At 47.3% G+C, this 25,658-nt stretch carries 24 protein-coding genes; 19 read left to right on the top strand and 5 right to left on the bottom strand.

Annotation, left to right across the window (positions count from 1 at the left end; genetic code table 11):
* Nucleotides 1–84 precede the first annotated feature (84 nt).
* The 4 genes from KNO69_RS07150 to hfq all read left to right on the top strand — a co-directional run bounded on the left by KNO69_RS07150 (nt 85) and on the right by hfq (nt 2,815).
* A complete protein-coding gene (locus KNO69_RS07150) occupies nt 85–678 on the top strand; it encodes an AmiS/UreI family transporter (RefSeq protein WP_214817046.1) in 594 nt (197 codons plus the stop codon).
* Nucleotides 679–839: 161 nt separating this feature from the next.
* Complete coding sequence (locus tag KNO69_RS07145; protein ID WP_214817044.1) at nt 840–1,319, top strand: SMI1/KNR4 family protein; 480 nt, start codon at nt 840–842, stop codon at nt 1,317–1,319.
* Nucleotides 1,320–1,603: 284 nt separating this feature from the next.
* Nucleotides 1,604–2,539: a tRNA (adenosine(37)-N6)-dimethylallyltransferase MiaA gene (gene miaA / locus KNO69_RS07140; RefSeq protein ID WP_214817041.1), complete on the top strand. Its 936-nt coding sequence runs from the start codon at nt 1,604–1,606 to the stop codon at nt 2,537–2,539.
* 27 nt (nt 2,540–2,566) lie between these two features.
* Nucleotides 2,567–2,815, top strand: a complete 249-nt coding sequence (gene hfq, locus KNO69_RS07135) for an RNA chaperone Hfq (protein ID WP_012726185.1) — start codon at nt 2,567–2,569, stop codon at nt 2,813–2,815.
* Between the two features lie 38 nt (nt 2,816–2,853).
* Here hfq and KNO69_RS07130 read toward each other — a convergent pair whose 3' ends face one another.
* Nucleotides 2,854–3,366, bottom strand: a complete 513-nt coding sequence (locus tag KNO69_RS07130; protein WP_214817038.1) for a hypothetical protein — start codon at nt 3,364–3,366, stop codon at nt 2,854–2,856.
* 155 nt (nt 3,367–3,521) lie between these two features.
* Between KNO69_RS07130 and KNO69_RS07125 the strand changes: the two genes are divergently transcribed.
* From KNO69_RS07125 to KNO69_RS07100, 6 genes are all read left to right on the top strand, one after another.
* Complete coding sequence (locus KNO69_RS07125; RefSeq protein ID WP_214817036.1) at nt 3,522–4,700, top strand: HD domain-containing protein; 1,179 nt, start codon at nt 3,522–3,524, stop codon at nt 4,698–4,700.
* Nucleotides 4,701–4,715: 15 nt separating this feature from the next.
* On the top strand, nt 4,716–5,666 hold the full coding sequence (locus KNO69_RS07120; RefSeq protein WP_214817033.1) for a CobW family GTP-binding protein: 951 nt from the start codon (nt 4,716–4,718) through the stop codon (nt 5,664–5,666).
* The gene (locus KNO69_RS07115; protein WP_078146820.1) at nt 5,647–6,429 is read left to right on the top strand and encodes a 5'-3' exonuclease; all 783 of its coding nucleotides are present in this window, start codon (nt 5,647–5,649) and stop codon (nt 6,427–6,429) included. The genes KNO69_RS07120 and KNO69_RS07115 overlap by 20 nt, the downstream gene beginning before the upstream one ends.
* Nucleotides 6,410–6,802 (top strand): reverse transcriptase-like protein, encoded by a 393-nt coding sequence (locus KNO69_RS07110; RefSeq protein WP_074037105.1) that lies wholly within the window; start codon nt 6,410–6,412, stop codon nt 6,800–6,802. The genes KNO69_RS07115 and KNO69_RS07110 overlap by 20 nt, the downstream gene beginning before the upstream one ends.
* A gap of 103 nt (nt 6,803–6,905) precedes the next feature.
* Complete coding sequence (gene fumC / locus KNO69_RS07105) at nt 6,906–8,306, top strand: class II fumarate hydratase (RefSeq protein WP_214817030.1); 1,401 nt, start codon at nt 6,906–6,908, stop codon at nt 8,304–8,306.
* A 169-nt stretch (nt 8,307–8,475) separates the two neighbouring features.
* The gene (locus tag KNO69_RS07100; RefSeq protein WP_078146823.1) at nt 8,476–9,966 is read left to right on the top strand and encodes a GGDEF domain-containing protein; all 1,491 of its coding nucleotides are present in this window, start codon (nt 8,476–8,478) and stop codon (nt 9,964–9,966) included.
* A gap of 9 nt (nt 9,967–9,975) precedes the next feature.
* On the opposite strand, the gene KNO69_RS07095 is transcribed toward KNO69_RS07100, so the two are convergent.
* Together KNO69_RS07095 and KNO69_RS07090 are read right to left on the bottom strand one after the other, a co-directional pair.
* Nucleotides 9,976–10,464 (bottom strand): dihydrofolate reductase, encoded by a 489-nt coding sequence (locus KNO69_RS07095; RefSeq protein ID WP_078146824.1) that lies wholly within the window; start codon nt 10,462–10,464, stop codon nt 9,976–9,978.
* Entirely contained in the window at nt 10,461–11,255 is a 795-nt protein-coding gene (locus KNO69_RS07090; protein WP_214813259.1) for a thymidylate synthase, read from the bottom strand. Before KNO69_RS07090 ends, KNO69_RS07095 begins: the two co-directional genes overlap by 4 nt.
* 178 nt (nt 11,256–11,433) lie before the next feature.
* On the opposite strand from KNO69_RS07090, the gene KNO69_RS07085 reads away from it, so the two are divergent.
* The 3 genes from KNO69_RS07085 (at nt 11,434) to KNO69_RS07075 (ending at nt 13,908) form a co-directional block, all read left to right on the top strand.
* Nucleotides 11,434–11,958 carry a type 1 glutamine amidotransferase domain-containing protein gene (locus KNO69_RS07085; protein WP_074037100.1) on the top strand — a complete coding sequence of 175 codons (525 nt, stop codon included), beginning with the start codon at nt 11,434–11,436 and terminating at the stop codon, nt 11,956–11,958.
* A 26-nt stretch (nt 11,959–11,984) separates the two neighbouring features.
* Nucleotides 11,985–12,719 (top strand): Bax inhibitor-1/YccA family protein, encoded by a 735-nt coding sequence (locus KNO69_RS07080; protein ID WP_074037099.1) that lies wholly within the window; start codon nt 11,985–11,987, stop codon nt 12,717–12,719.
* 76 nt (nt 12,720–12,795) lie between these two features.
* The gene (locus KNO69_RS07075; protein WP_353047482.1) at nt 12,796–13,908 is read left to right on the top strand and encodes an NAD(P)/FAD-dependent oxidoreductase; all 1,113 of its coding nucleotides are present in this window, start codon (nt 12,796–12,798) and stop codon (nt 13,906–13,908) included.
* 37 nt (nt 13,909–13,945) lie between these two features.
* Here KNO69_RS07075 and KNO69_RS07070 read toward each other — a convergent pair whose 3' ends face one another.
* Nucleotides 13,946–14,509, bottom strand: a complete 564-nt coding sequence (locus tag KNO69_RS07070) for a TetR/AcrR family transcriptional regulator (RefSeq protein WP_214684379.1) — start codon at nt 14,507–14,509, stop codon at nt 13,946–13,948.
* 121 nt (nt 14,510–14,630) lie between these two features.
* On the opposite strand from KNO69_RS07070, the gene KNO69_RS07065 reads away from it, so the two are divergent.
* The 6 genes from KNO69_RS07065 (at nt 14,631) to KNO69_RS07040 (ending at nt 24,188) form a co-directional block, all read left to right on the top strand.
* A complete protein-coding gene (locus KNO69_RS07065; RefSeq protein WP_214817027.1) occupies nt 14,631–15,503 on the top strand; it encodes an ABC transporter ATP-binding protein in 873 nt (290 codons plus the stop codon).
* 1 nt (nt 15,504) lies between these two features.
* Entirely contained in the window at nt 15,505–16,299 is a 795-nt protein-coding gene (locus KNO69_RS07060) for an ABC transporter permease subunit (protein WP_214817025.1), read from the top strand.
* Nucleotides 16,300–16,364: 65 nt separating this feature from the next.
* Nucleotides 16,365–17,177 carry an aldo/keto reductase gene (locus KNO69_RS07055; RefSeq protein ID WP_078146830.1) on the top strand — a complete coding sequence of 271 codons (813 nt, stop codon included), beginning with the start codon at nt 16,365–16,367 and terminating at the stop codon, nt 17,175–17,177.
* A 116-nt stretch (nt 17,178–17,293) separates the two neighbouring features.
* Nucleotides 17,294–18,046 (top strand): tryptophan-rich sensory protein, encoded by a 753-nt coding sequence (locus KNO69_RS07050; RefSeq protein ID WP_214817024.1) that lies wholly within the window; start codon nt 17,294–17,296, stop codon nt 18,044–18,046.
* A gap of 254 nt (nt 18,047–18,300) precedes the next feature.
* Complete coding sequence (gltB, locus tag KNO69_RS07045) at nt 18,301–22,740, top strand: glutamate synthase large subunit (RefSeq protein WP_214817022.1); 4,440 nt, start codon at nt 18,301–18,303, stop codon at nt 22,738–22,740.
* Nucleotides 22,737–24,188, top strand: a complete 1,452-nt coding sequence (locus tag KNO69_RS07040) for a glutamate synthase subunit beta (protein ID WP_214817019.1) — start codon at nt 22,737–22,739, stop codon at nt 24,186–24,188. The genes gltB and KNO69_RS07040 overlap by 4 nt, the downstream gene beginning before the upstream one ends.
* Before the next feature lie 138 nt (nt 24,189–24,326).
* Here the strand turns inward: KNO69_RS07040 and KNO69_RS07035 are convergent, their stop codons facing one another.
* Entirely contained in the window at nt 24,327–25,646 is a 1,320-nt protein-coding gene (locus KNO69_RS07035; protein ID WP_214817016.1) for a Na+/H+ antiporter family protein, read from the bottom strand.
* Nucleotides 25,647–25,658 lie beyond the last annotated feature (12 nt).

Below are 25,658 nucleotides of genomic sequence, written 5' to 3'. Positions count from 1 at the left end.
AATCCCCTTGCACTGAAAGCGAATTCAAGCTAAAGTGATACAGTAGATTAAAGGTCAGACATCTGTACAAAGGGGGTAATGAGTGTGGGTAATGTAAGTTTACTATTCGGTGGTGTCGCACTGTTTTTAAATAGTCTCGTTCTTCTCGGGAAAGTGGATAGCAAGAGCGCAGGATTTTTTAGTTTGTTTACGGGACTTTTACAAACGTTTATCGCCACATGGTTATTGATTGGGGCGAGTCCAGAAGAGCAATTCGGTCTTGCGAGTATCTATCTATTTGCGTTCACTTATTTATATGTAGGGGTGACGTTTATTTTGAATTTAGACGGACGTGGCGTTGGCTGGTTCTCATTATTCGTTTCGATTGCAGCTGCTTTTTACGGTGTGATGGCGATTGCAGAAAGTGATCCGACGGGGGCATTGACGTGGTTCTTCTGGTCATTCCTTTGGGCGCTGTTCTTTTTTGGAATGGGACTCGGGAAACCGAACGAGACCATCACAGCACGTGTCGCCCTCGTATTATCATGGTTGACGCTGATTGTCCCGGCGATGGTTGGGATGGCTGGACTGATGAATGGATGGTATGACATGGTTTGGTGGGCGGCGAGCGGTACGGCAATCCTGTATTTCATCGTTTCTGTCAAACGTACGAAACAGACGATAGAAATTGCTTCATGAAGAATTAAAAAAACGATTCGAGGACATCGGACGCGATCAAGTCGTGCCCGATGTCCTTTTTTATTGAACGCTGAAAGGTCGATATATGCAATACTTTAGAAAAGTGGAAATGAAAGATACGGTACGAATATCGTTAATTCTCAAAAAGTGGGGTTGAGTTGATGATTGCACTTGAAACGTTGAAAAGTAGGCTCGTAAATAATCAGATTGAAATACAAAATGAAGAGGGATTTGTAGCCACGTTACACTTTTCATTCAGTGAGCCTGCGATGGAAGTTGAAATCAAGCGATTGAAGCAAATGATGCCAAACGACATTATTCAATTCTTGAAGACACATAATGGCGCTGACCTATTTGTTCATCCGACATACGGTGGAGGAATCCGACTTTTTAGTGTAGATGAAATGATCGAGTATCGGGAAATATGGGAGTGTCCTGAACAATTCATTCCCGTCGGAGCCGGGAGAGATGGGGAATGGATTGTTTGCGAGGTCGTCAATGAACATGAAAACTACATCTGGGTTGGAGAATTTTTGACTTACACAGATGACACCGAAAAACTTCCGATGGATTATACACGCTGGTTCGACTATTTGATTGTCGCCCAAGGCGCTCATTTTTGGGATTGGTTCAGAGGTTAATAGATGACGATTGAATATTTGTTTTGAATGATGATGATGATGATGGAATGCGCACTTTTTGTTGAGTGTGCTTTTTTACAGTTGCTTTTGTGTCTAAAATGTGAAAAGTGGGAATGAGGAAGCTAAAGGAGGCGAAAGCAGATGAGTGATGGTCTCGTGTTATTACTCGGATTACTTTTATGTGGTTGGATGCTGTTTGCCGTCGTATTTGATGATAGAATAAAAAGAAGAATTTGATGGCCCGTCTCGCGAGGAGACGGGTTTTTAATTGAGGAGTGAGAAGTATGAAAAAAACACCTGTCGTCGTCATCGTCGGTCCGACCGCTGTTGGCAAAACGAAGACGGGCATCGAACTCGCAAAAGCGTTCGACGGCGAGATCGTCTCGGGTGACTCGGTTCAAGTATACCGGGGTATGGACATCGGTTCAGCAAAAGTGACGAAAGAAGAGGCCGAAGGGATCCCGCATCATTTGATCGATATTTGCGACCCGGATGATGCCATGAGTGTCGCAGCTTTTCAACAGTTGGCTCGTGCCGCCATCGATGATATTTATGCCCGTGGCAAATTACCGATTATTGTCGGAGGAACAGGATTATACATTCGCTCGATTTTATATGACTATGAATTCGTGGAGCGACCTGTGGATGAGGCGTTGCGGGCTGATCTCGAACGGTTGGCAGAAGTCGAAGGACGTGAGGCGTTACATCAAAGATTAGTTCAACTTGATCCGGAACGTGCGGCTACGATTCACCCGAATAATGTCCGTCGCGTCGTGCGAGCGCTCGAAGTAGCGATGCAAGGCGATACGCAGACGACAGATAGTACGCCGTCCGAACATTACGATTATCGATTATTTGTCCTCCATGCTGACCGGGAACTTCTTTATGACCGAATCAATCAACGGGTCGATGCGATGATGGAAGCAGGACTTGTAGAGGAAGTAAAGGGTTTGATGGCGAAAGGATATCGAGATACGCAGGCGATGCGAGCCATCGGATATAAGGAAATCATTCCATATGTTGAGGGACATGTCTCGAAAGATCGAGCGACAGACTTGCTGAAACAACATACGAGACAGTTTGCAAAGCGTCAATTGACGTGGTTCCGTCATCAATTTGATGGAATTTGGGTGGATATGGGGCGAAAATCATTTGAACTATCATATAAAAATATTTATGATGATGTAGAGGGGTTTTTTCGAAAATTCCGATTATTTTAAAGAGATAAAGACTAGGGGGAATCCAGCATGAAAGCGAGCTACAACATCCAAGACCATTTTTTGAATCAACTCCGAAAAGAAATGGTGCCAACGACCGTATTTTTAGTGAGCGGGTTTCAAATTCGAGGTGTCATCAAGTCATTTGATAACTTTACCGTCATCGTCGAGTCGGAAGGTCGTCAACAATTGATCTATAAACATGCGATTTCGACTTTCTCTCCGGCACGTAACGTGACGCTATATGAGCCGGATGCAGTTGAAGTAACAGAAGGATGAGCATAAGAAAAGGAGCGGCCCGGGGACCGCTCCTTTTCTTATGCTGTTTTTGTCGTTCCCGGTTGTTTGATTGCCTCAAGAACGCGTTGAATGGCGCATCCACCGAGGAGTGAATCCATTTGACCACAAATCTGAATCGGCGTCGAACGGTGTAACAATGTGTATGTCCGCTTCCAAGCGCGCTCTGCCGATTGAATTCGGACGAGAAGGTCGGCGTGGCTCAGTTCTTTTAGCTTATCAATATTGAGTCGGTTCGTTCGAGCGAACGCAGACAAGATGACTGCTTTCGCTAGCGGTGTCTGAAGTGGGTAACCAGAAAGCTCAAGCGCCGCCATGGCCCCTTTCATCTCATGTTCGACAATTTTGTCGAGTGATGCATCTTTAGCATATGGATTACCGGAAAGATGCGTGAGTGACAGTTCTAAGTCCTGCATGCCCACCGGACAAGTTGACGCTTTTAGAATATGTTCAATGGATTGTTGTTCTTGTGCATAACGTGTCGCTTCCCCCGAGGCGATGAAACGCTCATACGTATCGATTAATGAAATCATTCTCGTTTCCCCCTTTATCGAACTACCTTTATCGTATCAATAATCGTAAGCGCTTTCAATATAATGAATGTGAAATCATGACCCTACTAGAAAGTATGTTCGCCTTATGAGCGGAAACACGATACAATGTCAGAAGATGCGAGGAGGGAATGATTATGAACTATTATCAACAAATTGATCCAGTCATCGGTTCATCAATGAACCGTGATCGATTTCAAATACCGCAAATAGACAAATCAAAGGAACGTTTAGACCAGTTAGCCGATGGGACCCCTGTCCAAACAAAAGCGCTCGTCAGTACAGTCGAGGTTAGAGAAGGAAAGAATGGTGCGAAATGGCTTCAACTAAGTGTTACGACGTCGAACGGGATGATGCGTGCCAAACATTGGCTACGTGGAAATGAGAGTGAACTACTTCCAATCTATGAATCGGGTGTCATCGAATTGTCCGGGAAAATCGATGTCTATCCAAAACCGGATGGCGCCAAATCGATTACGATTGACCGCGTCCATCCTATCTCAAAAGATGAGGCAATCTCGTTATTACCAGGCTTGCCAGGGGATGAGACGATGGAGCAGTTTGCGGATGAATTGTTCAGTTTGATTGATACGTTGTCACCGACCTATCAACAGATCGCCTACGGCCTCCTTGATTTCGTTTGGGATGATTTCGTACTATCGCCAGCGGCACTCTACCACCATCATAACTATGCGGGAGGTCTATTGAAGCATACCGTGTGTATGCTTCGTCTCGGCTATCGGATTCAAGAGCAAGATGACTATTTGGCGATGGTGTTTCGTGTTATCAAAGAAGCGGAGCAGTTGCACAAAGTCGACCTTTGGAATACGATGAACGGTGTTAAAATCGAACAGGCATATAAAGGAACGTTTGAATCGCTGTATGCCGCCTGTGAAGCGATGGCCGAGCGGAAAGAACCGTTGAATTGGGATGAACTCGCACTTGGAATCCTCTTCCACGACATCGGAAAAATATATGAATACAGTCATCTGTTATCTAGTCCGAATCGTTTTGAGAAGTTATCTCCTGTTGAGGGCACAAGTGAAACGACCGGCATCTCCATCAACCCGATGGGCACACTAATCGGGCATATGCCATACGGTGGGCTATTGTTTGAAGAAACGTTACGCCAGACGTCGACGCGACTGCCATTGGATGTCCACCATCGAATCTGGCACATGATTTTATCACATCATGGGAAACGTGAGTGGGGATCGAGTGTCCTCCCGATGACGACGGAGGCTTGGATGCTTCACTTGATTGATTTATTGGATGCGCGTTATGAGAAATGGGCTCGCGCGCACGAAGATTTGTAAGAAAAGGGTGGTATCATGATTCCCGTACAATTAGTGACCGGGTTTTTAGGAGCAGGCAAGACAACGTATATGAACCGCTTACTAGCGGCGACGGATGAAAAGATTTGTCTGATCGTCAACGAGCTCGGCGCGATAAATATCGATGAACAATTGATCGTCAAGATGGACCAAGAGCAAATCGAACTCTCAAACGGATGTATTTGCTGTTCTATCCAAAATGATTTGAGTAAGACGTTCTATCAATTGGCTGCAAAGCAAGAAACATTCGACCGGGTCATCATCGAGACGACCGGTGTCGCGGATCCCGCACCAATCATTCAGACGATTTACTATGATGAATATTTGCGACAACACTTCAAAATGAATGCCATCTTGACGGTTGTGGATGCCAGTCAAATGGATCGTGAACTGTTCAAAGAAGGGATTCATCAAATCGCTTATGCCGATCTCATCTTGTTAAATAAAACCGATTTAGTGTCGTCGGATGAACTCAATCAAGCACGCCGCCGAATCGAGCAACTCAATCCGACGGTAAGGATTGTAGAGACGATTCAAACAGAAGGCGATTACGAATTACTTGAAAATACGTTCCAACTGTCACGTGTCGATGAACAGAAGTTGAGTCAACTGACAGAGACGAGTGAATCGGTCTCCTCCCTTCGTGCCATCACGTTGAGTGCCGAGCGTCCATTGTCTCGGGAGCGCGTGACCCGTTACGTTCGTGAAGTCTTGATGCACTACGAGGATGAGATGTATCGGATGAAGGCGATTGTCCGCTTACAGGATGAGGAGCGCAAGTTTGTCATTCAAGCGACGAATCAGTTGATGGGCGCGACATTTGCAAATGAGGTGCATGAAGGGGACCGTTCCGTATTTGTTTGGATTGGGAAGGAACTAGACCAAGATGCACTAGCACGGGGATTAAAAGCATGTGAGGTGGAGCAAGATGAAGCTTATTCTAGTTGACGGATTTAATTTGTTGTCCCGTTATTATTTTGCGACGGAGCGAAGACGAGCACAAGATCCGGAAGTGACTGTGAAAGGATTACTTCGAAAGGTGGATTCCTGGACGACAGACTTTTCCCATATCGCTTTCTTTTGGGACGGGACACGAGAGTCTACCCACCGTTATGCGATGTATCCTGAATATAAAGCAACGCGTAATGGACTCCCGGAACCACTTTTCGAAGACTATTTGAAATTGAGGGCCGCTTTGGATGAACGAGGTATCTTACAATCCGAGTTGACGGGATATGAAGCGGATGATTTGATGGGCGCAGTCGCGACAGCGTTCCCTGGTGAATCATATCTCTATTCCTCGGACCGCGATTTACTTCAGTTGTTGTCTCCGAACGTGTTTCAAATCATGCCAAAAAAAGGTGAGGAGCAGCTCGTCAATGAAGCTTCTTTTGAATTGATGTATGGCGTGAAACCATATCAGTTTGTCGACGTGAAGGCATTGCAGGGAGACTCTTCGGATAACATCCCAGGTGTACGTGGCATCGGTCCGAAGACGGCGACGATTTTAATTCAGCATTACGATACGATTGAGACGCTTTATATGCATGTTCAAAATGAAACACTCGAAGCGCCCCATCAAAAATATGCAAAAAAACTAGACGGTCATGAAGAAATCGCGCTCTTGTCGAAACGACTGTCACAGATTGATATCCATGCTCCTGTCAACACGGATTGGGAGGCGTACCGGTTTGGTTCACATCTATTTTGACGCGGCCACCAATCAGACGACTGGAGATAATGGAATCGGTGTGTGGATCAAGTCTTCCGACGGTACCGTATCGACGTTTAAACGTCGCATGCAAGGATTGACAAGCGTTCATGCGGAATTGGCTGCATGTGCTTATGCACTGGAACAAGCGCATGCATTAAAAGGTGAAACCTCATTCATGCTGTATTCCGACGCCGAAGTGATTGTTCGCGCACTAGAGCAACGTTTCATGAAAGATGCTTCGGCGAAGCCTCTGTTTCTGAAAGCACTGATTGCCTACGATGAATTGCCGACCGTGTTCTTAAAATGGGTCCCACGAGCGGAGAATCGAGCGGACGTGATTGCACGCGACGCATTGAATGGAATGAATTAAGCGACCGAGATCATTCTTGGTCGCTTTTTTGACGGAGTCATTTCTTTTTAGATGGTTTTTCGCTAAAATGAAAGCGTAGTCAACTATAGAGGGGGAATTATAAATGGATTATCGGATCGAACGGGACACAATGGGGGAAATTAAAGTTCCAGCTACGGCGAAATGGGGAGCACAAACGCAACGTAGTCTTGAAAACTTTAAAATTGGTGCGGAGAAGATGCCGCTTGAAATCGTATACGCATTTGGCATTTTGAAAAAAGGTGCAGCTTTAGCAAACGCTGAACTCGGTGTACTCGAGGAAGAGAAAGCAGCGATCATCGCAGAGGTGACAGATGAGATTTTAGCAGGGCAGCATGACGCGGAATTCCCGCTTGTCGTCTGGCAGACAGGATCGGGCACGCAGTCAAACATGAACGTCAACGAGGTCATTGCGCATCTTGCGAACGAAAAGTTACAGGCTCGTGGAGCATCTATCACGATTCATCCGAATGATGATGTCAACAAATCGCAAAGCTCGAATGATACGTATCCGACCGCGATGCACATCGCCGCCATCCTTTCCGTACAAGATGATGTCCTTCCAGCAATCGACTCGCTTTATCAAACCCTTTCACAAAAAGCGGAGGCGTTTAAGGATATCGTCAAAATTGGTCGGACGCACCTTCAAGACGCGACGCCGGTCACACTCGGTCAAGAAATCAGTGGGTGGGTCCGGATGCTTGAATTGTCAAAACAGATGATCGAGCGCACGATTGAACCACTTACGGAGCTTGCACTTGGAGGAACGGCTGTCGGAACAGGGATCAACGCACACCCTGAGTTCGGTGAAGTTGTAGCGAAGAAAATCTCAGATGAGACGGGCAAACCGTTTGTAACAGCCGTCAACAAATTCCACGCCCTTACAAGTCACGATCAACTCGTCTTCACGCATGGTGCATTAAAAGCCTTAGCGATGGACGCGATGAAGATTGCGAACGATGTGCGATGGTTGGCTTCTGGACCACGTGCAGGAATCGGAGAAATCACCATTCCGGAGAACGAACCAGGAAGTTCAATCATGCCGGGTAAAGTTAACCCGACTCAAAGTGAGGCGCTCACAATGGTTGCCGCACAAGTACTCGGAAATGATGCGACAATCGGTTTCGGGGCGAGTCAAGGGAACTTTGAATTGAACGTCTTCAAACCAGTCATCATGTATAATTTCCTACAGACTTGTCGTCTATTGACGGACAGCTTACATTCGTTCAATGATCATTGCGCTGTCGGAATCGAACCAAATCATGAAGTGATCTCACGTAATGTGGAACAGTCACTCATGCTCGTTACAGCACTTAACCCGCATATTGGCTACGAAAATGCGGCAAAAATTGCGAAATTGGCACATAAAAACGGTACTTCTTTGAAAGAAGCAGCCTTAGAAACTGGTTTATTAACGGAAGAGCAATTTAATCAATGGATTCGTCCGGAGGAAATGACGTCACCAAACTTAAAAGTGAAAAAATAACACAAAGCGGTCGCAAGACCGCTTTTAGTATGTCTTTTTTAGGACGTAGGTCCTAGTTATATGTAAAACAACAGAAAATAAATAAGGAAATAGTTGTATTTTATCCTGAGAAGTCGCATAATCGAAACATAAGAGAATTCGGGGAGTACGAACATAGGGGGGGACGGGAATGGAGCAAGGTCAACTCACTGAGCGTATACATATGATTTTGAAAAAGATATCGGAGTCGAGACAAATTCCCAAAAGCGATATCGAGTTTCTACTCGATTGGATGAAGAAGGAAGTTCGGCAACGACGGTTGATGCATTTGTTAGAAATCTTTAGTCGTGTCGAGTCTGACGCGAAGGAGTTGCCAAGCGTCCTTACACAAGCGGAAGCTTTGACCTTGATCTCTCCTGTGAAACGTTATATCCATACCGTCTTGGGGATTGAACAAGAGGACGAAGATCTCGTCCTTATCTTATCCGCAAGCTTTTCCACATTTAGCCGTTACAAGTCGCGCGTTGAAAAGCTCGGGGCACGTCCAGTATTTTTGCAGACCCTTGAAGAAGCCGTGGAATACGATTATGAGGATGTGCCAAAAGCCATCATTATGGACGTTGAATTATGGCCACAATTTAAAGAGCGAGATATCCAATCGTTCGTTAGCAAAATGAGAAAACTCTACGTTCCCCTCATTGTCATCGGAACGAATGAACACTATCGTCTTGCTGCCTATTCATATGGATTCGACGATTATTGGGAATCGTGGGTGCCGATGGAGGAACGATTGGTGCGTCTTGGGCTACATATTGAAAAATCCCGTCTCGTATCAAAAGCGTTACTCGTGGATGAATTAACGGGTGCTTTCAACCGTAAGTATTTAAAGGCGACCTTTTCTCGGTTCATCTCGAGATTGGAGCGGTCTGGTGAGAGTTTTGCTGTCGCACTTCTCGATATCGATCACTTCAAACAATTGAATGATACGTTCGGTCACTCGTATGGGGATGATGTGCTTCATCGTGTTTCTGAAGAAATCCGTCATGCCATTCGCTCTAGTGATGAGCTCATCCGATACGGAGGCGAAGAATTTTTGATCCTCTTGAACGTTTCAGACCGTGCGATCGTCGAATCGGTACTTGAGCGAGTCAGAACTCGCATCGAAGAGATGGAGTTTCCATACGATCATCAGGTGACGGTGTCGATTGGATACACCCGAGTCTGCCAGACTGGCTATACACTTGGAGAGTGGTGTGCCTACGCAGATGAGGCGCTGTATAAGGCGAAACGAGATGGTCGAAATCGTGTCGTCCGATACACTTCTGCTGTTCGTGAGGAGAAGCGAATCGCCTATGTGACGATGTCTGCCAATACCTATACTTCGCTTGCTGATCGACTCCCCAAAGAGCATCGCCGATATGAAGTTGTATACCGTCCTTACGAGGCGTATTCTTGTAATGACAATATCGAGATGTTCGTCTTGGATGATGCGCGTGCGCAAGAAGCGAAAGGGACGTTGTCTGCTGTGAAAGAGCAACGAGGCAAATATAGTCACATTCTTGCTGTATCGAAACGAACGGCGTCTGAACTCGGAGCAATCTATGACGATTATGCGGATGGAGAACAAGACGAGGTTATCACGAGAAAAATTGAACAGTGGTTGGAAAAATTGCCAGACTAAAAACAGACATCATGATGCGATGTCTGTTTTGTCGTATTGTTTGAATGAAAAGGCATATGCATGTGTTTCGTCTTGCGGGTGGTCGATTGTACTCGTAATTGACCATTCCCCAATCCGTTCGGGATAATACGTATCGGCCTCGAACGATGCAGCGACCTCCGTTGCATAGATCCGGCTCGTCATCGGCATCGTCTGTTCATATAACGTGGCCCCACCGATGACAAACCATTCCTCCTGTTGACTCATTTCGACGAGACGTTCTAAATCATGCCACACTTCGACTTGATCGGCTGAAAAGGAAACATCAGATGTGACGACGATGTTGCGTCGGTTCGGCAACGCTTTACCGATGGACTCAAACGTCTTTCTTCCCATGACGACCGTGCCACCAGACGTGATAGATTTAAAGTGTTTCAAGTCATCTGGCAATCGCCATAATAAATCATTGTCTTTCCCGATTTCCCGATTCTGCCCATATGCGACGACGTGTGAAATCATACGCTCACTTCTCCTTTAATATGTGGATGTGGATCATATCCGAGAATCTCAAAGTCCTCAAAACGGAATGATTCAATTGAAGATACGTCACGGACAATCTTGAGTTGGGGTAACGGACGCGGGTTACGCGACAGTTGAAGTTCCACTTGTTCGAGATGGTTATGATAAATATGAGCATCTCCGAGGGTGTGGACGAAATCGCCAACTTCTAGACCAGTCACATGGGCGACCATGTGCGTCAAAAGTGCATACGATGCGATGTTGAATGGAACACCTAAAAAGGTGTCGGCGCTTCGTTGATATAACTGGCACGAGAGCTTCCCGTCAGCGACATAGAATTGGAACAATAGATGACATGGCGGGAGGGCCATCTCGTCAAGCTGTCCTGGGTTCCATGCCGACACGATCAACCGTCTCGAATCTGGATTCGTTTTGATTTGTTCAATCACTTGAGCCAGTTGATCGACGGACGAGCCGTCCGGGCGTGGGAATGAACGCCACTGTGAACCGTACACCGGACCCAGATTACCTTCCTCGTCTGCCCATTCATTCCAAATACGGACCCCGTTTTCTTGAAGGTATCGGACGTTTGTCTCTCCTGAGATGAACCATAATAGTTCGTGAATGATGGAACGGATATGTAATTTTTTCGTCGTAATCAGGGGGAACCCTTCTTGCAGATTGAAACGCATTTGGTAACCAAATACACTCGTTGTCCCGGTCCCGGTCCGGTCTTCCTTTACGACACCTTGGTCGAGGATGTGTCGACATAAGTCATGATATTGCTTCATAGGTGATGTGCCTCCTTCTCATTCTTCTACCACTAAAGGTATCAATTGTAGGGAGGAAACACAAGATATAGTGGTAAGAATCATCCACAATCAATATCCTGGAAAAACAATCATGATTCTTCGTTTTCGTGACTGTCGCTTTCGGGTATAATGGGGAATGAATAAAAGGAGGGGTTTGATGAAACTACAAGGGAAGAAAGTCCTTCAACTTGTCAGTAATGACTTCGAGGATTTAGAGCTTTGGTACCCGGTGCATCGCCTTCGTGAAGAGGGAGCGCACGTGATCCTCGCTGGGGAGAAGGCCGATCACGCATATATCGGTAAATACGGTGTGCCAGCAAAATCTGACGTGGCGTTTGATGATGTGGACATTACATCGTTCGATGCGATCCTCGTGCCAGGCGGATGGTCTCCTGACTTATTGCGCCGTTTCGATTCGGTGAAAGGATTCGTCCGTTATATGGATGAACAAAAACGACCAATCGGTCAAATCTGTCACGCCGGTTGGGTGTTGATTTCTGCGAACATTCTAGACGGGGTGAACGTGACGAGCACGCCTGGAATCAAAGATGACATGGAAAATGCGGGAGCGATTTGGCATGATGAGCCGGTCGTCGTCGACGGACATATCGTCTCAAGTCGTCGTCCGCCAGACTTACCAGATTATATGCGCGCGTTCATCGACGTGTTCGCAAAACAGTAACTGAACCATAAAGGAGCTATTCAACGTTGAACTTAAAATCGAATCCATTACTTCGTAAATCAATGCAGTCCTCAGCTTACAGTGCCGAACCGATGACGAAAGCGGGAACATGGTCTAAAGTGTTCACCTTGCTTTTACTCGTGACAGCGGCAGCCGGTACGACATGGCTTGTCGTCCCGACGATTGGAGAAGGGCTCTTGTTCCCGCTCATGATCGGGTCACTCATCCTCGGCTTTATCTTTGCTTTGCTCATCACGTTTAAACCAAATACGGCTCCGATCGTCGCACCCCTATACGGGATTATCGAAGGTGTCTTCGTCGGATCGATTTCGTATTTCTTTGAAGCGATGGTCCCTGGTATTGTGGGACGTGCCGTATTAACGACGTTTGTCGTCGCCTTTGCGATGTGGTTTGTCTATACGACAGGGCTTGTCAAAGTGACCCAGAAGTTTAAAGCCGGTGTCATGGCAGCCATGTTCACAGTCATGTTGTTATATCTTGTGCAACTCGTTATGAGTTTGTTCGGTTCAGGCTTGGCATTCATGACCGGTTCAAGCCCACTTGCGATCGGTGTTCAATTCGTGATTGTCATCGTCGCTTCACTCGCTCTCGTCTTAGATTTCGACTTCATCGCAAGTCAAGTCGAAGCTCGGGCTCCGAAACAGTTGGAATGGGTCGCGGCATTCGGATTAATCGTCACGCTCGTGTGGCTCTACATCGAGTTGTTAGATTTACTTTATCGTCTAGCGATGAGAGAATAAGAATCAATCATCGATCCGTTGGGTCGATGATTTTTTTACGAAAGGATGTGTCCATCTGTCTGAGCAAGACAGATTTATGATGAAGAAAATAGTGATTATCGGGTCAGGGATCGTCGGTGTTTCAGCTGCCTATCATTTAGCTGGTAATGCGGATGTAACGGTCATTGACCGGAAAGAAAAAGGAAGAGCAACGGATGCCGCGGCTGGAATCGTATGTCCGTGGATTGCGCAGCGACGCAACAAAGCTTGGTATGCACTGGCGAAAGGCGGAGCAAGCTATTATCCTAAGGTCGTCAAAGAGCTGGAGGCTGAAGGGGAGACGGACACCGGATACAAACGTGTCGGGACGCTTGCGCTCCATGAAGAAACAAAGCTCGACCAGATGATGGAGCGAACTTTGCTTCGTCGAGAAGAAGCGCCAGAAATCGGTGAACTCAAACGACTGACTGCTGAAGAGGCACAACATCGTTTCCCACCGTTATCCGATGAATACGATGCACTCTTCGTGACAGGAGGGGCTAGAGTCGACGGCGGTCGCTTTCGCGCTGCACTTGAGAGAGTCGCTATCAAGCGTGGCGTCACATTTGTCAACGGTTCAGCACGGTTGACGAGCGGAGATGAGATTGGTGTGGAGTGTGACGGAGTGAGATATGAAGCGGATGAAATCATCCTTGCGACGGGTGCTTGGTTACCGGAGCTGTTACAGCCTCTTGGATATACGGTACGAGTCGAAGGGGAAAAGGCCCAGCTCGTCCACGTCCAGTTGAAGGATACAGATGCATCTGACTGGCCGGTCGTCATGCCGCCACGACGCCGCTATTTACTCGGATTTGACGACGGGAAAGTGGTCATCGGTTCGACACATGAGAAAGGAAAAGCGTTCGACGTTCGTCCGACTGCAATCGGTGTACACGAAATACTGACGAAAGGTTTGGAGTCGGCACCTGGACTTTCCGAGGCAGAACTCGTGGGGACGAAAGTCGGCTTCCGTCCGGTTACACCGAATTCAATTCCCGTACTCGGAAGGGTGCCTGGGGCAGAAAAACTGTTGGTCGCGAACGGTCTGGGATCATCCGGTTTGACGGTCGGCCCGTTCATCGGAAAAGTGTTGAGTGACCTCGTTCTGACAGGAGACGCGGAAGTGGATCTATCGCTCTATCCAATTGAAGACTTTATCTATCACACATAAAAAAGGTGACTGTCTGCTTGCTTGAGACAGTCACCTTTTACCGTTTCATGACCCCATTCAAAAAGAAATGAAAGTAGACGTCCATCGTTTCCTTCATATTCTCGATTGAAAACTGAGGATCGGACAGGATAGCCTGTTGCATGAATTGTACATAGCGTAAATAAGAAGAAGTGGATAACGTCGAATCGATTGACCCTTGGGCCTTCCCGTATTCAATCAACCGGGCGAAAGCAGTATATCCTCGAGTCGCAAGCTGTTCCCAGTTCGGGTCTTGTTGAATCATGGCTGTGATGGTCTCGTCAAAGAGAACCGCCGTCTGGATTTTTCGTTTTAGGATCTCGACGAGTAACGCATCGAAGGGAGCGTTCGACTCAATCGCCTGTTCAATCCAACTCATCTGCTCTTCTGTCATTTGTTTTAAGATTTCCACGATGACCTGGTCTTTTGAACCGAAGTAATTATAGATGGATACAGGGGATACATGCGCTCGTTTCGCTAGTTCACTGATTTTAAATCGGGATTGCTTCTCTGTCATCAAGTCATAAGCGGCACGTAAGATCGCTTGTTGTTTTTCTTCGGTACGTTTCGCAAATCCATCCATTGATCGAAGCGCTCCTTTCTCTAGTTTTGTAATCAATATACCATTTCCATTTCAAAAAAGAACGTGATATACTAGTTTTGTAATCATATTGTTAAGATATTACAAAAAAGGAGGGGTCGAGATGATTCGGATTCAGCGATTGACGAAACGATTTGATGATACACATGGCATTTTTGATGTATCCCTTCAAGTGACACCAGGAACAATCTTCGGATTCATCGGACCGAACGGCGCTGGGAAATCCACAACGATTCGACATTTGATGGGTCTGTTGAAGCCGAGTGAAGGCAAGGCGACTATCAACGGATTCGATTGTTGGCAGGAGACGGAGCAAGTGAAGCAGAGCGTCGGCTATTTGCCGGGAGAAATTAATTATCCCCAAAACATGACAGGGGAAGAAATCATTCGATTGACGCGCCATCTGCACAAAACGAATCCGGATCGTGAACGGCAATTACGTGAACGGTTTTCATTCGATGAGGCGACGAAAGTACGGAAGATGTCAAAAGGGATGAAGCAAAAGCTTGCTATCATCACCTGCTTCATGAAAGATGTGCCCGTCTATATTTTGGATGAACCGACGAGCGGATTAGACCCGCTCATGCAAGAGCGTCTAGTCGATTGGTTAATTGAAGAAAAGCAATTAGGGAAAGCGATTCTCATGAGTTCTCATCATTTCCCTGAGATGGAGCGGACGTGCGACCGTGCCGCGTTGATTAAAGATGGACGCATCATCATCGAAGAGGATATGGAACAATTACGACAACATAGCGTGAAACGGTATCGAATCGAATTTTCAACGGAAGCGAAAGCCGTTCGATTCGCGGCCGATTCTGGTGAACGGGACGGCATGCATGTCGAGGTCACCATCTCCACACCATCAGAGTTGAACCATCTCATTCGAACGTTGGCGGATTTCCAGATTCAATCATTGTCAAGCGGTACAGACGAGCTCGAACATTTGTTCATGCAGTATTACGGGGAGGCGACATGACATGTTAATTCGCTCCATGTTGAAACAGAATCGCAGTTGGATTCTTGGATATTCAATCGGGACCAGCGTATATCTCTTTTTCTTAGCCGCCATCTTCCCATCTATTCAAGAAACAGGCTTAATTGAGGCGAAATTAGAATCGTTGCCACCTGAGCTTCTCGACGTCTTCCAAATCGACGCGTCGATGGCGATGGACAACGTTCTCAATCTATTGTCGAGCAACTATTATGGGTTGATTTTTTACGTGCTCGCGGTTTTATTCGCATTGACTTTCGCCTCGAAACTCTTGGCCAAACCGGTCGATTCTGGAGAAATCATGTTGTATATGGCAGCACCGATTTCTCGGGTCACGTATGTGATGTCAAGCTTCGTTGTGTTGATTGTGGCAGTCGGGCTATTTGTCGGTCTAAATGGATTGAGTTTAATGGTAGCGGACCTTCTGTTCGATTTACAAATCGATTATGCGGTTCTGTGGATGCTTCAATTGAATGGGGCGCTCATGTTGCTCGTCCTAGGCGTGGCCGCTTATGTGATTGCGAGTCTATTCGATGATAGTAGTAAATCCTATATGGTGACGGGCGGGATATTCACGTTCTTTCTCGTGATGAATATCATCCAAGGAGTGAGCGATCAATTCGATTGGATGTCAAACCTCTCATTCTTCTCTCTCTTTGACGCAGGTGCCATCATGCGTGAGGAGTATTGGGGCATCCATTTCATCTGGTTACTCGGTCTCTTGACCATCTTTTCAGCACTCTCGTTCTTCCGATTCACCCGAAAAGATTTGACGATTTAGTTTTCCGAAATAAATTGTCGGGTATGATAAAATCATCTCGTTAGAATGAAAAGGGGATGAATGAGATGCTTTACGCTACATTACGAAATAAGGTCGAAATTCCGATGATCGGCTTTGGGGTCTGGAAGGTCGATAATGAAACCGAGGCGCCAGCTGCTGTCGTTGAAGCGATCAAAACAGGCTATCGTCACATCGATACGGCTGCAATCTATAAAAATGAAGAGGGCGTTGCGAAGGGAATTCATCTCTCAGGTGTAGACCGCTCTGAATTGTTCATCACGTCGAAGATTTGGAATGATGACATTCGTGAAGGCAAAACGAAAGAGGCATTCGAAGACTCGTTAAAACGACTCCAGACAGATTATTTGGACCTTTGTCTGTTGCATTGGCCGGTTGATGGGTTCGTCGATGCGTGGAAAGATCTCATCGATTTATATGAAGCCGGAAAAATCAAAGCAATCGGTGTATCCAACTTTAAAGAACACCATTTAGAAACGTTGAAAGAAGCCGGTCTGATGGCGCCACTCATCAATCAGGTTGAACTTCATCCACAACTCCCGCAACCTGATTTGTTGGATTACTGCCAAGATGAAGGGATTCAGATCGAGGCGTGGAGTCCACTCATGCAAGGTAAGTTTTTAGACATCCCTGCTTTTTCTGAAATTGCAGAAAAACACGGGAAGACACCGGCTCAGATTGTGCTCCGTTGGCACCTTGAATCCGGTCATGTCGCGCTACCGAAATCGGTGACACCACATCGAATCCGTGAAAACTTTGATGTTTTCGACTTCTCACTCGATGCGGACGATTTGGCGAAGATCGATCAAGTGGCGACAGGAGAACGTCTCGGACCAGATCCAGACGAAATCGACTTTTAATGGAGAAGGGGTTCGCATATGCGAGCCCCTTTGTACGTGTAGAGTCACATGGATGCGGGTATTTAATATTATGTTAAAAAAGGAGGTGTTTGATCTTCATTTAGAAGATCGTGCTTATGGACTTATCAAAATGGCCGATTGTAAACTGGGTTGCTTTTTTAGCGACCGTCGTCATCAACTATTTCGCGAGCGGCGACAACGCGGCGGTTTCGGACCGCATCGATATCTACTTTAAGCCGGCAGGGTACGCCTTCTCGATTTGGGGTGTCATCTATGTCGCGTTACTTGTCTGGTTGGTGCTCCAGTTGAAGAAAGGGACGACGGCGAATCGTCAAGCCGAGCGGATGAAAGCCGGATTTTTAGTCTCTTGCGTGCTGAATGGTTTATGGCTATTGGCATTCACGAACGAATGGTTCGTCGTCTCACTTGTCATCATGGTGGTGTTCCTGGCTACGCTGTGCTGGTTGTATTATATCGCTTTTCGGACGTCTACGAGCTGGCTCGATCGGTTCCCGTTCTCCATCTACATCGGCTGGGTATCAGTCGCGACCATCGTCAACACGTTCGTTGTGATGAAGACGGAACAGATCACGTCGCTGTTAGGTCTTGATGAACTCGCCTGGACCTCTCTTATGCTGATGGTCGGTGTGATTCTTGCCCTTCTCTTTATGTGGTGGCATCATGATTTCATCTATCCACTCGTATTCGTCTGGGCGTATATCGGAATCTTTGCGAGAATCGAAGAAGGCACACTCTATGTTGTGATTGTCAGCGCCCTCGCATTGCTTGCGATTGGGTATATCGGATTGATTTTGTGGAAACGTCCGAAATCGTTTTTACAACATCCGCGTAAAACAGTAGGACAATAATCAAGAAAAGGGTATCTTCTGGATATCCTTTTTTTATGTTCTGAAGAACCTATAAATAAATAATATTTATGGATATTTATTCTTTATTGAACATAACTAAAAACGATAAATACATTGATAACAGTCATGTATACGCTTTCAATATGACTAAATGAGATTTCTATTATGCAAAAATGCATGCAACTCACTTGATTTTTCAGAATATTTAGAACAAAATGTTAATTACGAAACTGTGAGTGAAAGGGGTCGATGAGATGAGTCGAGTTGGTTTGTATGACTCAAAATTTGAGAAAGATGCGTGTGGGATTGGACTTTACGTCAATCTACATGGGCTAAAGAAACATGAAATCGTTCAAAAATCGCTCTCCATGTTATGTAATTTAGAGCACCGAGGAGGAGAAGGTGTCATCGATGCTGGTGATGGGGCGGGTATCATGACTGAGATTCCACACGAATTGTTTACGCAAACCATGAACCTTCCGTCACTCGGTCGTTACGCTGTCGGAATGGTTTTTTTTCAGCCGTCTGAGAATCAGCTTCACGAAAAAATCACGTTGATGGAACGGATGGCGGATGAACTGGATTGTTCGACGATCGAATGGCGCGAAGTACCTGTCGACCCGATGCAAATCGGGGAACATGCGCGGGTCACACAACCGGTCATCTATCAATGGTTTATCTCATGTCCATTCCTAGACGAGGATGCGAATGAACGCGTCTTTTATGAACTTCGTCGGAAAATCGAAAAAGTCGAATCATTACGTCTATATATCGCAAGCCTGTCAACGAGAACGATCGTATATAAAGGGATGTTGACGCCAAATCAAATCGCCGCATTTTATTTGGACTTGCAATCTCCTCACTATAAAAGCACGTTCGGCATCGTCCATTCTCGTTTCTCGACGAATACGTTCCCTTCTTGGGAACGAGCACATCCGAACCGCATGATAGTCCATAACGGGGAAATCAACACGCTTCGTGGAAATATCGATGCGATGCGAGCACGGGAAGGGGTCACGTCAACAGACTTATTCGAAGACGTTCAACACTTGTTCCCTGTGCTTCAAGAGGATGGGAGCGACTCGTCCATGCTCGATAACGCTTTTGAATTCTTCACACGAACAGGTCGCTCGATCGCCCACACGGCGATGATGTTGATTCCTGAACCATTTGTCGAAGGAAAGATGGAACCGTTCAAGCGCGACTTTTATCAGTATCATTCATCCATCATGGAGCCTTGGGATGGACCGACTGGAGTCGTCTTCACAGATGGAAGGCAAATCGGAGCAATTTTAGATCGTAACGGCTTGCGTCCGATGCGTTACGTCGAAACATTGGACGGGGAATTGATTCTCTCCTCTGAAACAGGAGTCATTCCGGTTGAAGCAGAGAACGTCAAGTCCAAACAACGTCTGAGACCAGGACAGTTGTTGTTGATCGACTTGATTGAAAAACGATTGATCCCTGATCATGAGATTAAAGAGACGATTGCGAAGTCAGAGCCTTATCACAAATGGCTTAAGCAGATGATGACCATTGAGGATCGTGGGATCGTTGAAGAAGAACTACTTGAACTCGGACGTGTGCAACGTGCGTTTGGATATACGAAAGAAGACATTGAACAGTACATGGTTCCGTTAATCAAAGACGAAAAAGATCCAATTGGCTCGATGGGGCATGACCAACCAATCGCGGTGCTCTCGACGCGGCCCCGTTCCTTGTTCCACTATTTCAAACAACACTTTGCGCAAGTGACCAACCCGCCAATCGACGCGTTACGGGAGAAAATTGTCACGGCTACGTTTACTTGGATTGGTCCGCAAGGAGATCCGGTCCATACTGGACGAGGTCATGCGAAACGTGTTTGGTTAGATCATCCGATGATTGATGGGGCAACCCTCAAGCAACTTGCCGAGAAGCTCAGGGTCGAACGAGTCGATACAACGTTTACGAATGACTTAGAGGCGTCGCTTGAAGCCCTTTTGCAACAGGTCAGCCAGATTGTACGAAATGGTGCGAACGTGATCATCCTATCTGACCGTTTCGTCAGTAATGAACGGATTGCGATGCCGTCTCTCCTCGTACTGAGTGCGGTCCATCAACACTTGATTCGAGAGAACTTGCGCTCGAACTGTAGTCTCATTTGTGAGAGCGGTGAAGTTCGAGAAGTGCATCAGGCAGCGACTTTGATTGGGTATGGGGCAGATGCGGTATATCCTTACGTAGCCTATGCGACGATAGGAGACTTAGTCGAACGAGAACAAATCGCGCATTCATTTGAAGAGGCCATTCGCTCGTATCAAAAAGCAGTCGTCGAAGGCATCGTCAAAATCATGTCGAAAATGGGCATCTCGACCATTCAAAGCTACCGTGGGGCCCAAATTTTCGAAGCCGTCGGATTAGATCGTGATTTGATTGAGACGCATTTCAGGGGAACGACGTCCCAACTGTCTGGAATCGGATTTGAAGAACTTGAAGACGAAGCGAGAACCCTCCATACGTCCGCCTATGCGACGAATCGTCCGCTCGAGGCGGGAAGTGATTTCCAATGGCGTGCAGACGGAGAAGAACATGCATTCAATCCGAAGACGATTCATTTGTTGCAACGTGCCTGTCGTGAGAATGAACGTAAATATTATGATGCTTATGTGAAATTGCATGAATCATCAGGACAGTTCATTCGACAGTTGTTTGCATTTAAAACACAACGTCCTGTCCCGCTCGAAGAAGTAGAGCCAGTCACGTCGATCGTTCGCCGTTTTAAGACAGGCGCGATGTCATTTGGGTCCTTGTCGAAAGAGGCGCATGAAACGCTCGCTATCGCCATGAATCAGATCGGTGCGAAAAGTAACTCTGGAGAAGGCGGGGAAGACCGGGCCCGCTTCGTCCCGGATGAGTTTGGAAACGAACGCATCAGCCGCATCAAGCAAGTCGCGAGCGGACGATTCGGGGTGACGGCAGAATATCTTTACCATGCCGATGAAATTCAAATCAAGATGGCGCAAGGGGCAAAACCGGGTGAGGGTGGCCAACTTCCTGGAAATAAGGTGTACCCATGGGTCGCCGAAGTGCGTGGATCCGTTCCGGGGGTTGGACTCATCTCACCGCCTCCACATCACGATATTTATTCGATTGAGGACTTGGCCCAACTCATCTTTGACTTAAAGCATGTGAACCCGAAGGCGAAAATCAGTGTCAAACTTGTCTCGAAGTCAGGCGTCGGGACGATTGCAGCCGGTGTCGCGAAAGCGAACGCGGATACGATTGTCATCAGTGGATATGATGGTGGGACCGGTGCTTCTCCAAAGACATCAATCAAGCACACAGGTCTTCCTTGGGAACTTGGACTCTTAGAGACGCATCAAACGCTCGCGTTGAACGGGTTACGGGGGAGAGTCACACTTGAGACGGATGGAAAGCTCATGACGGGGCGAGACATCGTCCTAGCTGCCATCTTCGGGGCGGAAGAGTTTGCGTTTGCGACAGCACCGCTCGTCGTTCTTGGATGTATTATGATGCGTGCATGCCATTTAGATACGTGTCCGGTCGGTGTGGCGACACAGGACCCTGTGCTTCGTCAGAAGTTTATGGGGAAACCAGAACACGTCGTCAACCTGATGACGTTCTTGGCAGAAGAAGTACGAGAAATTTTAGCATCACTCGGTGTGACATCATTAGACGACGTGATTGGTCGAACGGATCTTCTTGAAGAGAGTGAATGGAAGACGAAACATCCGAAAGCAAAACGGTTAGATTTAGCACCGATGCTCTCGATGCCGACACCACTTCCTGAGCGTGAAGAAGTCGCTCACCCGGCATACCGTTCCTATGATCACCGAAAATTGATTCCGGCAGTCTCACGGTCAATCAACTCGTTGCAACCGACCTTCTTCGTTGGTCGCATCCGAAACACCGATCGTGCCGTCGGGACACAGTTGGGGTTTGAAGTGACGAAAGTTCACGGTCAGGTCGGTTTAGCGGACGATACCATCTCGCTTCGCCTCAGTGGGTCAGCCGGACAAAGCTTAGGAGCATTTTTACCGCGAGGAATCACCATTTCCGTCATCGGGGATGCCAATGATTATATCGGGAAAGGCTTGAGCGGTGGGAAATTAGCATTGATCTCTGAAAAACATGCACCGTTTGATGAAAGTAAACAAATGATTGCCGGAAACGTCTGCTTGTACGGAGCGACGAGCGGACAAGCTTTCTTTAACGGTCACGTCGGCGAGCGTTTTGCCGTTCGAAATTCCGGGGCGACGGCAGTCGTCGAAGGAGTCGGCGATCATGGATGTGAGTATATGACCGGGGGAACGGTTCTCGTCCTTGGTGATGTCGGACGGAACTTTGCAGCCGGCATGTCAGGTGGCGTCGCATATATTTATGGGGATCAAGCGTACGATCGACTCGTCAACGAGGAGCTCGTCTCCGTCGTGAAAGAATTGAACGATGAAGATATGGAACAAATTTATGCACTTCTCGAAGCGCATCAGTTTCATACAGACAGTGTTAAAGCACGGACTATTTTAGAGTCGTTCGAACAAGCTCGCTCTCACTTTGTAAAGGTCGTTCCTCGAGATTATGCGAATGTATTGGACGTTATGCGTCAAATCGAGGCGAATCGACCGGAATTGAGCGAAGCGGACCGAGCACTTGAATTGTTCCGGGTTGTGACTGAGGGGGGTAACGCATGAAACATAACTTTTTAAACATCGCACGGTCCACACTACCTGAGCGTCTTGTAGATGAGCGAGTGAAGGATTATGAAGAATATGCGACACGAATGGATGACGAATCCGTCAAACAGCAGGCTGCACGTTGTATGGACTGTGGCACTCCATTCTGTCATGTCGGGGATATGATTGGACAAGAGACGATTGGGTGCCCGATTCACAACTATATCCCGGAGTGGAACAAGCTTGTGACCAAATCGGACTGGATGGGAGCGTATCACCGATTGATGGAGACAAATAACTTCCCGGAGTTTACGGGTCGAGTTTGTCCCGCACCGTGTGAGGGGTCTTGTACACTCGGAATCAGTGAAGATCCAGTTGCGATCAAATCGATTGAACGAACCATCATCGATCGGGCGTTTGAAGAAGGTTGGGTGAAACCAAGACCGGTTCATCGAAGAAGCGGGATGACAGTCGCCATCATCGGAAGTGGGCCGGCTGGATTGGCAGCTGCCGACCAACTGAACCAACTCGGACATTCGGTCACCATCATTGAGAAGGCGGATGAACCGGGAGGGCTACTCATGTACGGAATCCCGAACATGAAACTGGATAAGGATGTCGTGAGACGTCGTATTCGGTTGCTCGAACAAGAGGGAATTGTCATCCAGACGAACATTGAGGTTGGTACGGATGTGAGAGTGGAGGCGCTTCGGAACCAATACGATGCGGTGATTTTCGCGACTGGCGCTCAGAAACAGCGCACGCTCGGGATTGACGGTGATGATGCACGTGGTGTTGAAATGGCGATGGATTATTTGACGGCATCGATGTACGAGCGAAAAGGAACGACCCGATCACCAGAACATGACGCCAAAGATAAAAATGTCATCGTCATCGGGGGTGGAGATACAGGAGCCGACTGTGTGGCGACAGCAATCCGTCAAGGTGCAAAATCAGTCGTTCAGTTTGGGAAGCACCCGTCAAAAGGGTTGCTTCGTGCACCAGAGAAACCTTGGCCACTTCAACCGGACACGCTTACGACGGATTATGCGTATGCGGAATCACTCGCGGTCTATGAGAAAGACCCGAGAACGTATTTGATTCGCTCCAACCAAATCGTCACGAAAGAAGGACGTGTCACAGGGATTGAAACAGAACGGATGACGAAAGTCGTCAACCCGGATGGTCAGGCAACCTTCTTCGTGGAGGAAGATTCAATAGAGACGTATCCGGCGGACTTGATCCTCGTCGCCATTGGATTTGAACGACCAGAGCACGAGTTGCGGAAAATCGGTGTCGAGAAGACGAAAGATTTCCAGACGGCAACGGAAAACGTCTTTGTCGCGGGGGATGCCAAGCGAGGGCAAAGCTTGATCGTATGGGCGATTCGTGAAGGACGAGAAGTAGCAGAGGTCGTCGATGCGTATCTCGATACTTGCATGACCGAATTAAAAACCTCATCATAAAAAGGAGCGACAGCCGTCGCTCCTTATCTTTTGTTTAGGAGGAGTTTTATGTTCACCGAAATCCTCATGTATACGGGAATCTGGTTTATTCTCATCCTCATTTTATTAGGAACCATTTATTCACGACGGAAAAAATGATCAAAGCACCATCGCGGCAATCACACCGAAGATGATGAGTGGAATATTGTAGTGTAAGAACGTTGGCCAAACCGTTTCACGTAGGTGATCGTGTTGACCGTCAGCGTTCAATCCACTCGTAGGTCCGAGTGTCGAGTCACTCGCTGGGCTACCTGCATCCCCAAGCGCTCCTGCAGTCCCGATGATGGCAATCGTTGCCTCGACTGAGAAGCCGTATTGTACACAGAGCGGGACGAAAATTGCTGCAATGATTGGAACAGTCGAGAAACTTGAACCGATTCCGAGCGTGATGACAAGGCCGACGAGCAACATGACGAGAGCGGCAATGAGTTTAGAGTCACCCATCAAATCGCTCGCTCCGTTGACGAGCGGTTCGATCGCACCTGTCTCGCGGATGACGGCAGCGAATCCACTTGCGGCGATCATGACGAACCCGATGAATGCCATCATGCGCATGCCGCTTGTGAAGATATCATCTGCCTCAGACCATGGAATCAGGCGGAAGATTGAAAGCAAGATCAAACCGGTCACCGCAGAGGCGATCATCGACTCGGTCTGCAATTGAACGATGAGGACGATGAGAACGACAGCGAGTGTCATGATCATCTTCAAACCACTCATTTGACGTACTTCATAATCAGTTGGTCCGAGTGCAATCGTGTCATACGTTCTCGGTTTCCGGTAGTGAATGAACGCCGCTATCAATCCGACGACCATCCCTAATGCCGGGATGCCCATGATCGAGATGATGTTGACGTCTCCGACAGTCAAGCCGTTCGCTTCAACGTTCGCGATGAGAATCTCATTCAAGTAAATCCCACCAAACCCGACAGGTAACAACATATATGGTGTCACAAGACCGAACGTCAAAATGGTCGCTACGAGACGACGGTCTACATTCAACTCATTGAACAGCACGAGTAACGGCGGAATCACAATCGGGATAAAGGCGATGTGTATCGGAAGCACGTTTTGAGAGCTGATGGATAACAATAAGATGAGTGACAACAGGAATGCTTTAACGTACATCACACGCTTGCCTGATACGTCACGACCTGACATTGAAATCAATTTTTCAGCTAAGACGTCCGGAAGCCCCGTCTTCGATAACCCGACAGCGAATGCACCGAGAAGCGCGTAGCTGAGTGCGATGCTCGCTCCACCACCAAGACCGTCACTGAAGGCGGTCAACGTATCGTTGAACCCAAGTCCTCCAACAAGCCCTCCGACAAGCGCCGCTAAGATTAATGATAATACAATGTGCACTCGGCTGATGGCGAGCGCAAATAAGACGATGACTGCAAGTAATACTGCGTTCATATCGATCCAACA

Origin of the sequence: Exiguobacterium sp. s131 (assembly GCF_018617345.1) — a bacterium.
Taxonomy (GTDB): Bacteria; Bacillota; Bacilli; order Exiguobacteriales; family Exiguobacteriaceae; genus Exiguobacterium; species Exiguobacterium profundum.
This window is presented reverse-complemented; position numbering and strand designations above follow the sequence as displayed.

What these genes read in the sequence shown, in the direction of transcription:
- KNO69_RS07095 (WP_078146824.1), bottom strand. Translation starts at nt 10,464, where the DNA reads ATGATTTCACACGTCGTCGCATATGGGCAGAATCGGGAAATCGGGAAA.
- KNO69_RS07100 (WP_078146823.1), top strand. Translation starts at nt 8,476, where the DNA reads ATGGAGCAAGGTCAACTCACTGAGCGTATACATATGATTTTGAAAAAG.
- miaA (WP_214817041.1), top strand. Translation starts at nt 1,604, where the DNA reads ATGAAAAAAACACCTGTCGTCGTCATCGTCGGTCCGACCGCTGTTGGC.
- KNO69_RS07055 (WP_078146830.1), top strand. Translation starts at nt 16,365, where the DNA reads ATGCTTTACGCTACATTACGAAATAAGGTCGAAATTCCGATGATCGGC.
- KNO69_RS07090 (WP_214813259.1), bottom strand. Translation starts at nt 11,255, where the DNA reads ATGAAGCAATATCATGACTTATGTCGACACATCCTCGACCAAGGTGTC.
- KNO69_RS07120 (WP_214817033.1), top strand. Translation starts at nt 4,716, where the DNA reads ATGATTCCCGTACAATTAGTGACCGGGTTTTTAGGAGCAGGCAAGACA.
- gltB (WP_214817022.1), top strand. Translation starts at nt 18,301, where the DNA reads ATGAGTCGAGTTGGTTTGTATGACTCAAAATTTGAGAAAGATGCGTGT.
- KNO69_RS07035 (WP_214817016.1), bottom strand. Translation starts at nt 25,646, where the DNA reads ATGAACGCAGTATTACTTGCAGTCATCGTCTTATTTGCGCTCGCCATC.
- KNO69_RS07125 (WP_214817036.1), top strand. Translation starts at nt 3,522, where the DNA reads ATGAACTATTATCAACAAATTGATCCAGTCATCGGTTCATCAATGAAC.
- KNO69_RS07065 (WP_214817027.1), top strand. Translation starts at nt 14,631, where the DNA reads ATGATTCGGATTCAGCGATTGACGAAACGATTTGATGATACACATGGC.
- KNO69_RS07060 (WP_214817025.1), top strand. Translation starts at nt 15,505, where the DNA reads ATGTTAATTCGCTCCATGTTGAAACAGAATCGCAGTTGGATTCTTGGA.
- KNO69_RS07085 (WP_074037100.1), top strand. Translation starts at nt 11,434, where the DNA reads ATGAAACTACAAGGGAAGAAAGTCCTTCAACTTGTCAGTAATGACTTC.
- fumC (WP_214817030.1), top strand. Translation starts at nt 6,906, where the DNA reads ATGGATTATCGGATCGAACGGGACACAATGGGGGAAATTAAAGTTCCA.
- KNO69_RS07130 (WP_214817038.1), bottom strand. Translation starts at nt 3,366, where the DNA reads ATGATTTCATTAATCGATACGTATGAGCGTTTCATCGCCTCGGGGGAA.
- KNO69_RS07050 (WP_214817024.1), top strand. Translation starts at nt 17,294, where the DNA reads ATGGACTTATCAAAATGGCCGATTGTAAACTGGGTTGCTTTTTTAGCG.
- KNO69_RS07075 (WP_353047482.1), top strand. Translation starts at nt 12,796, where the DNA reads ATGATGAAGAAAATAGTGATTATCGGGTCAGGGATCGTCGGTGTTTCA.
- KNO69_RS07115 (WP_078146820.1), top strand. Translation starts at nt 5,647, where the DNA reads ATGAAGCTTATTCTAGTTGACGGATTTAATTTGTTGTCCCGTTATTAT.
- KNO69_RS07145 (WP_214817044.1), top strand. Translation starts at nt 840, where the DNA reads ATGATTGCACTTGAAACGTTGAAAAGTAGGCTCGTAAATAATCAGATT.
- KNO69_RS07040 (WP_214817019.1), top strand. Translation starts at nt 22,737, where the DNA reads ATGAAACATAACTTTTTAAACATCGCACGGTCCACACTACCTGAGCGT.
- KNO69_RS07070 (WP_214684379.1), bottom strand. Translation starts at nt 14,509, where the DNA reads ATGGATGGATTTGCGAAACGTACCGAAGAAAAACAACAAGCGATCTTA.
- hfq (WP_012726185.1), top strand. Translation starts at nt 2,567, where the DNA reads ATGAAAGCGAGCTACAACATCCAAGACCATTTTTTGAATCAACTCCGA.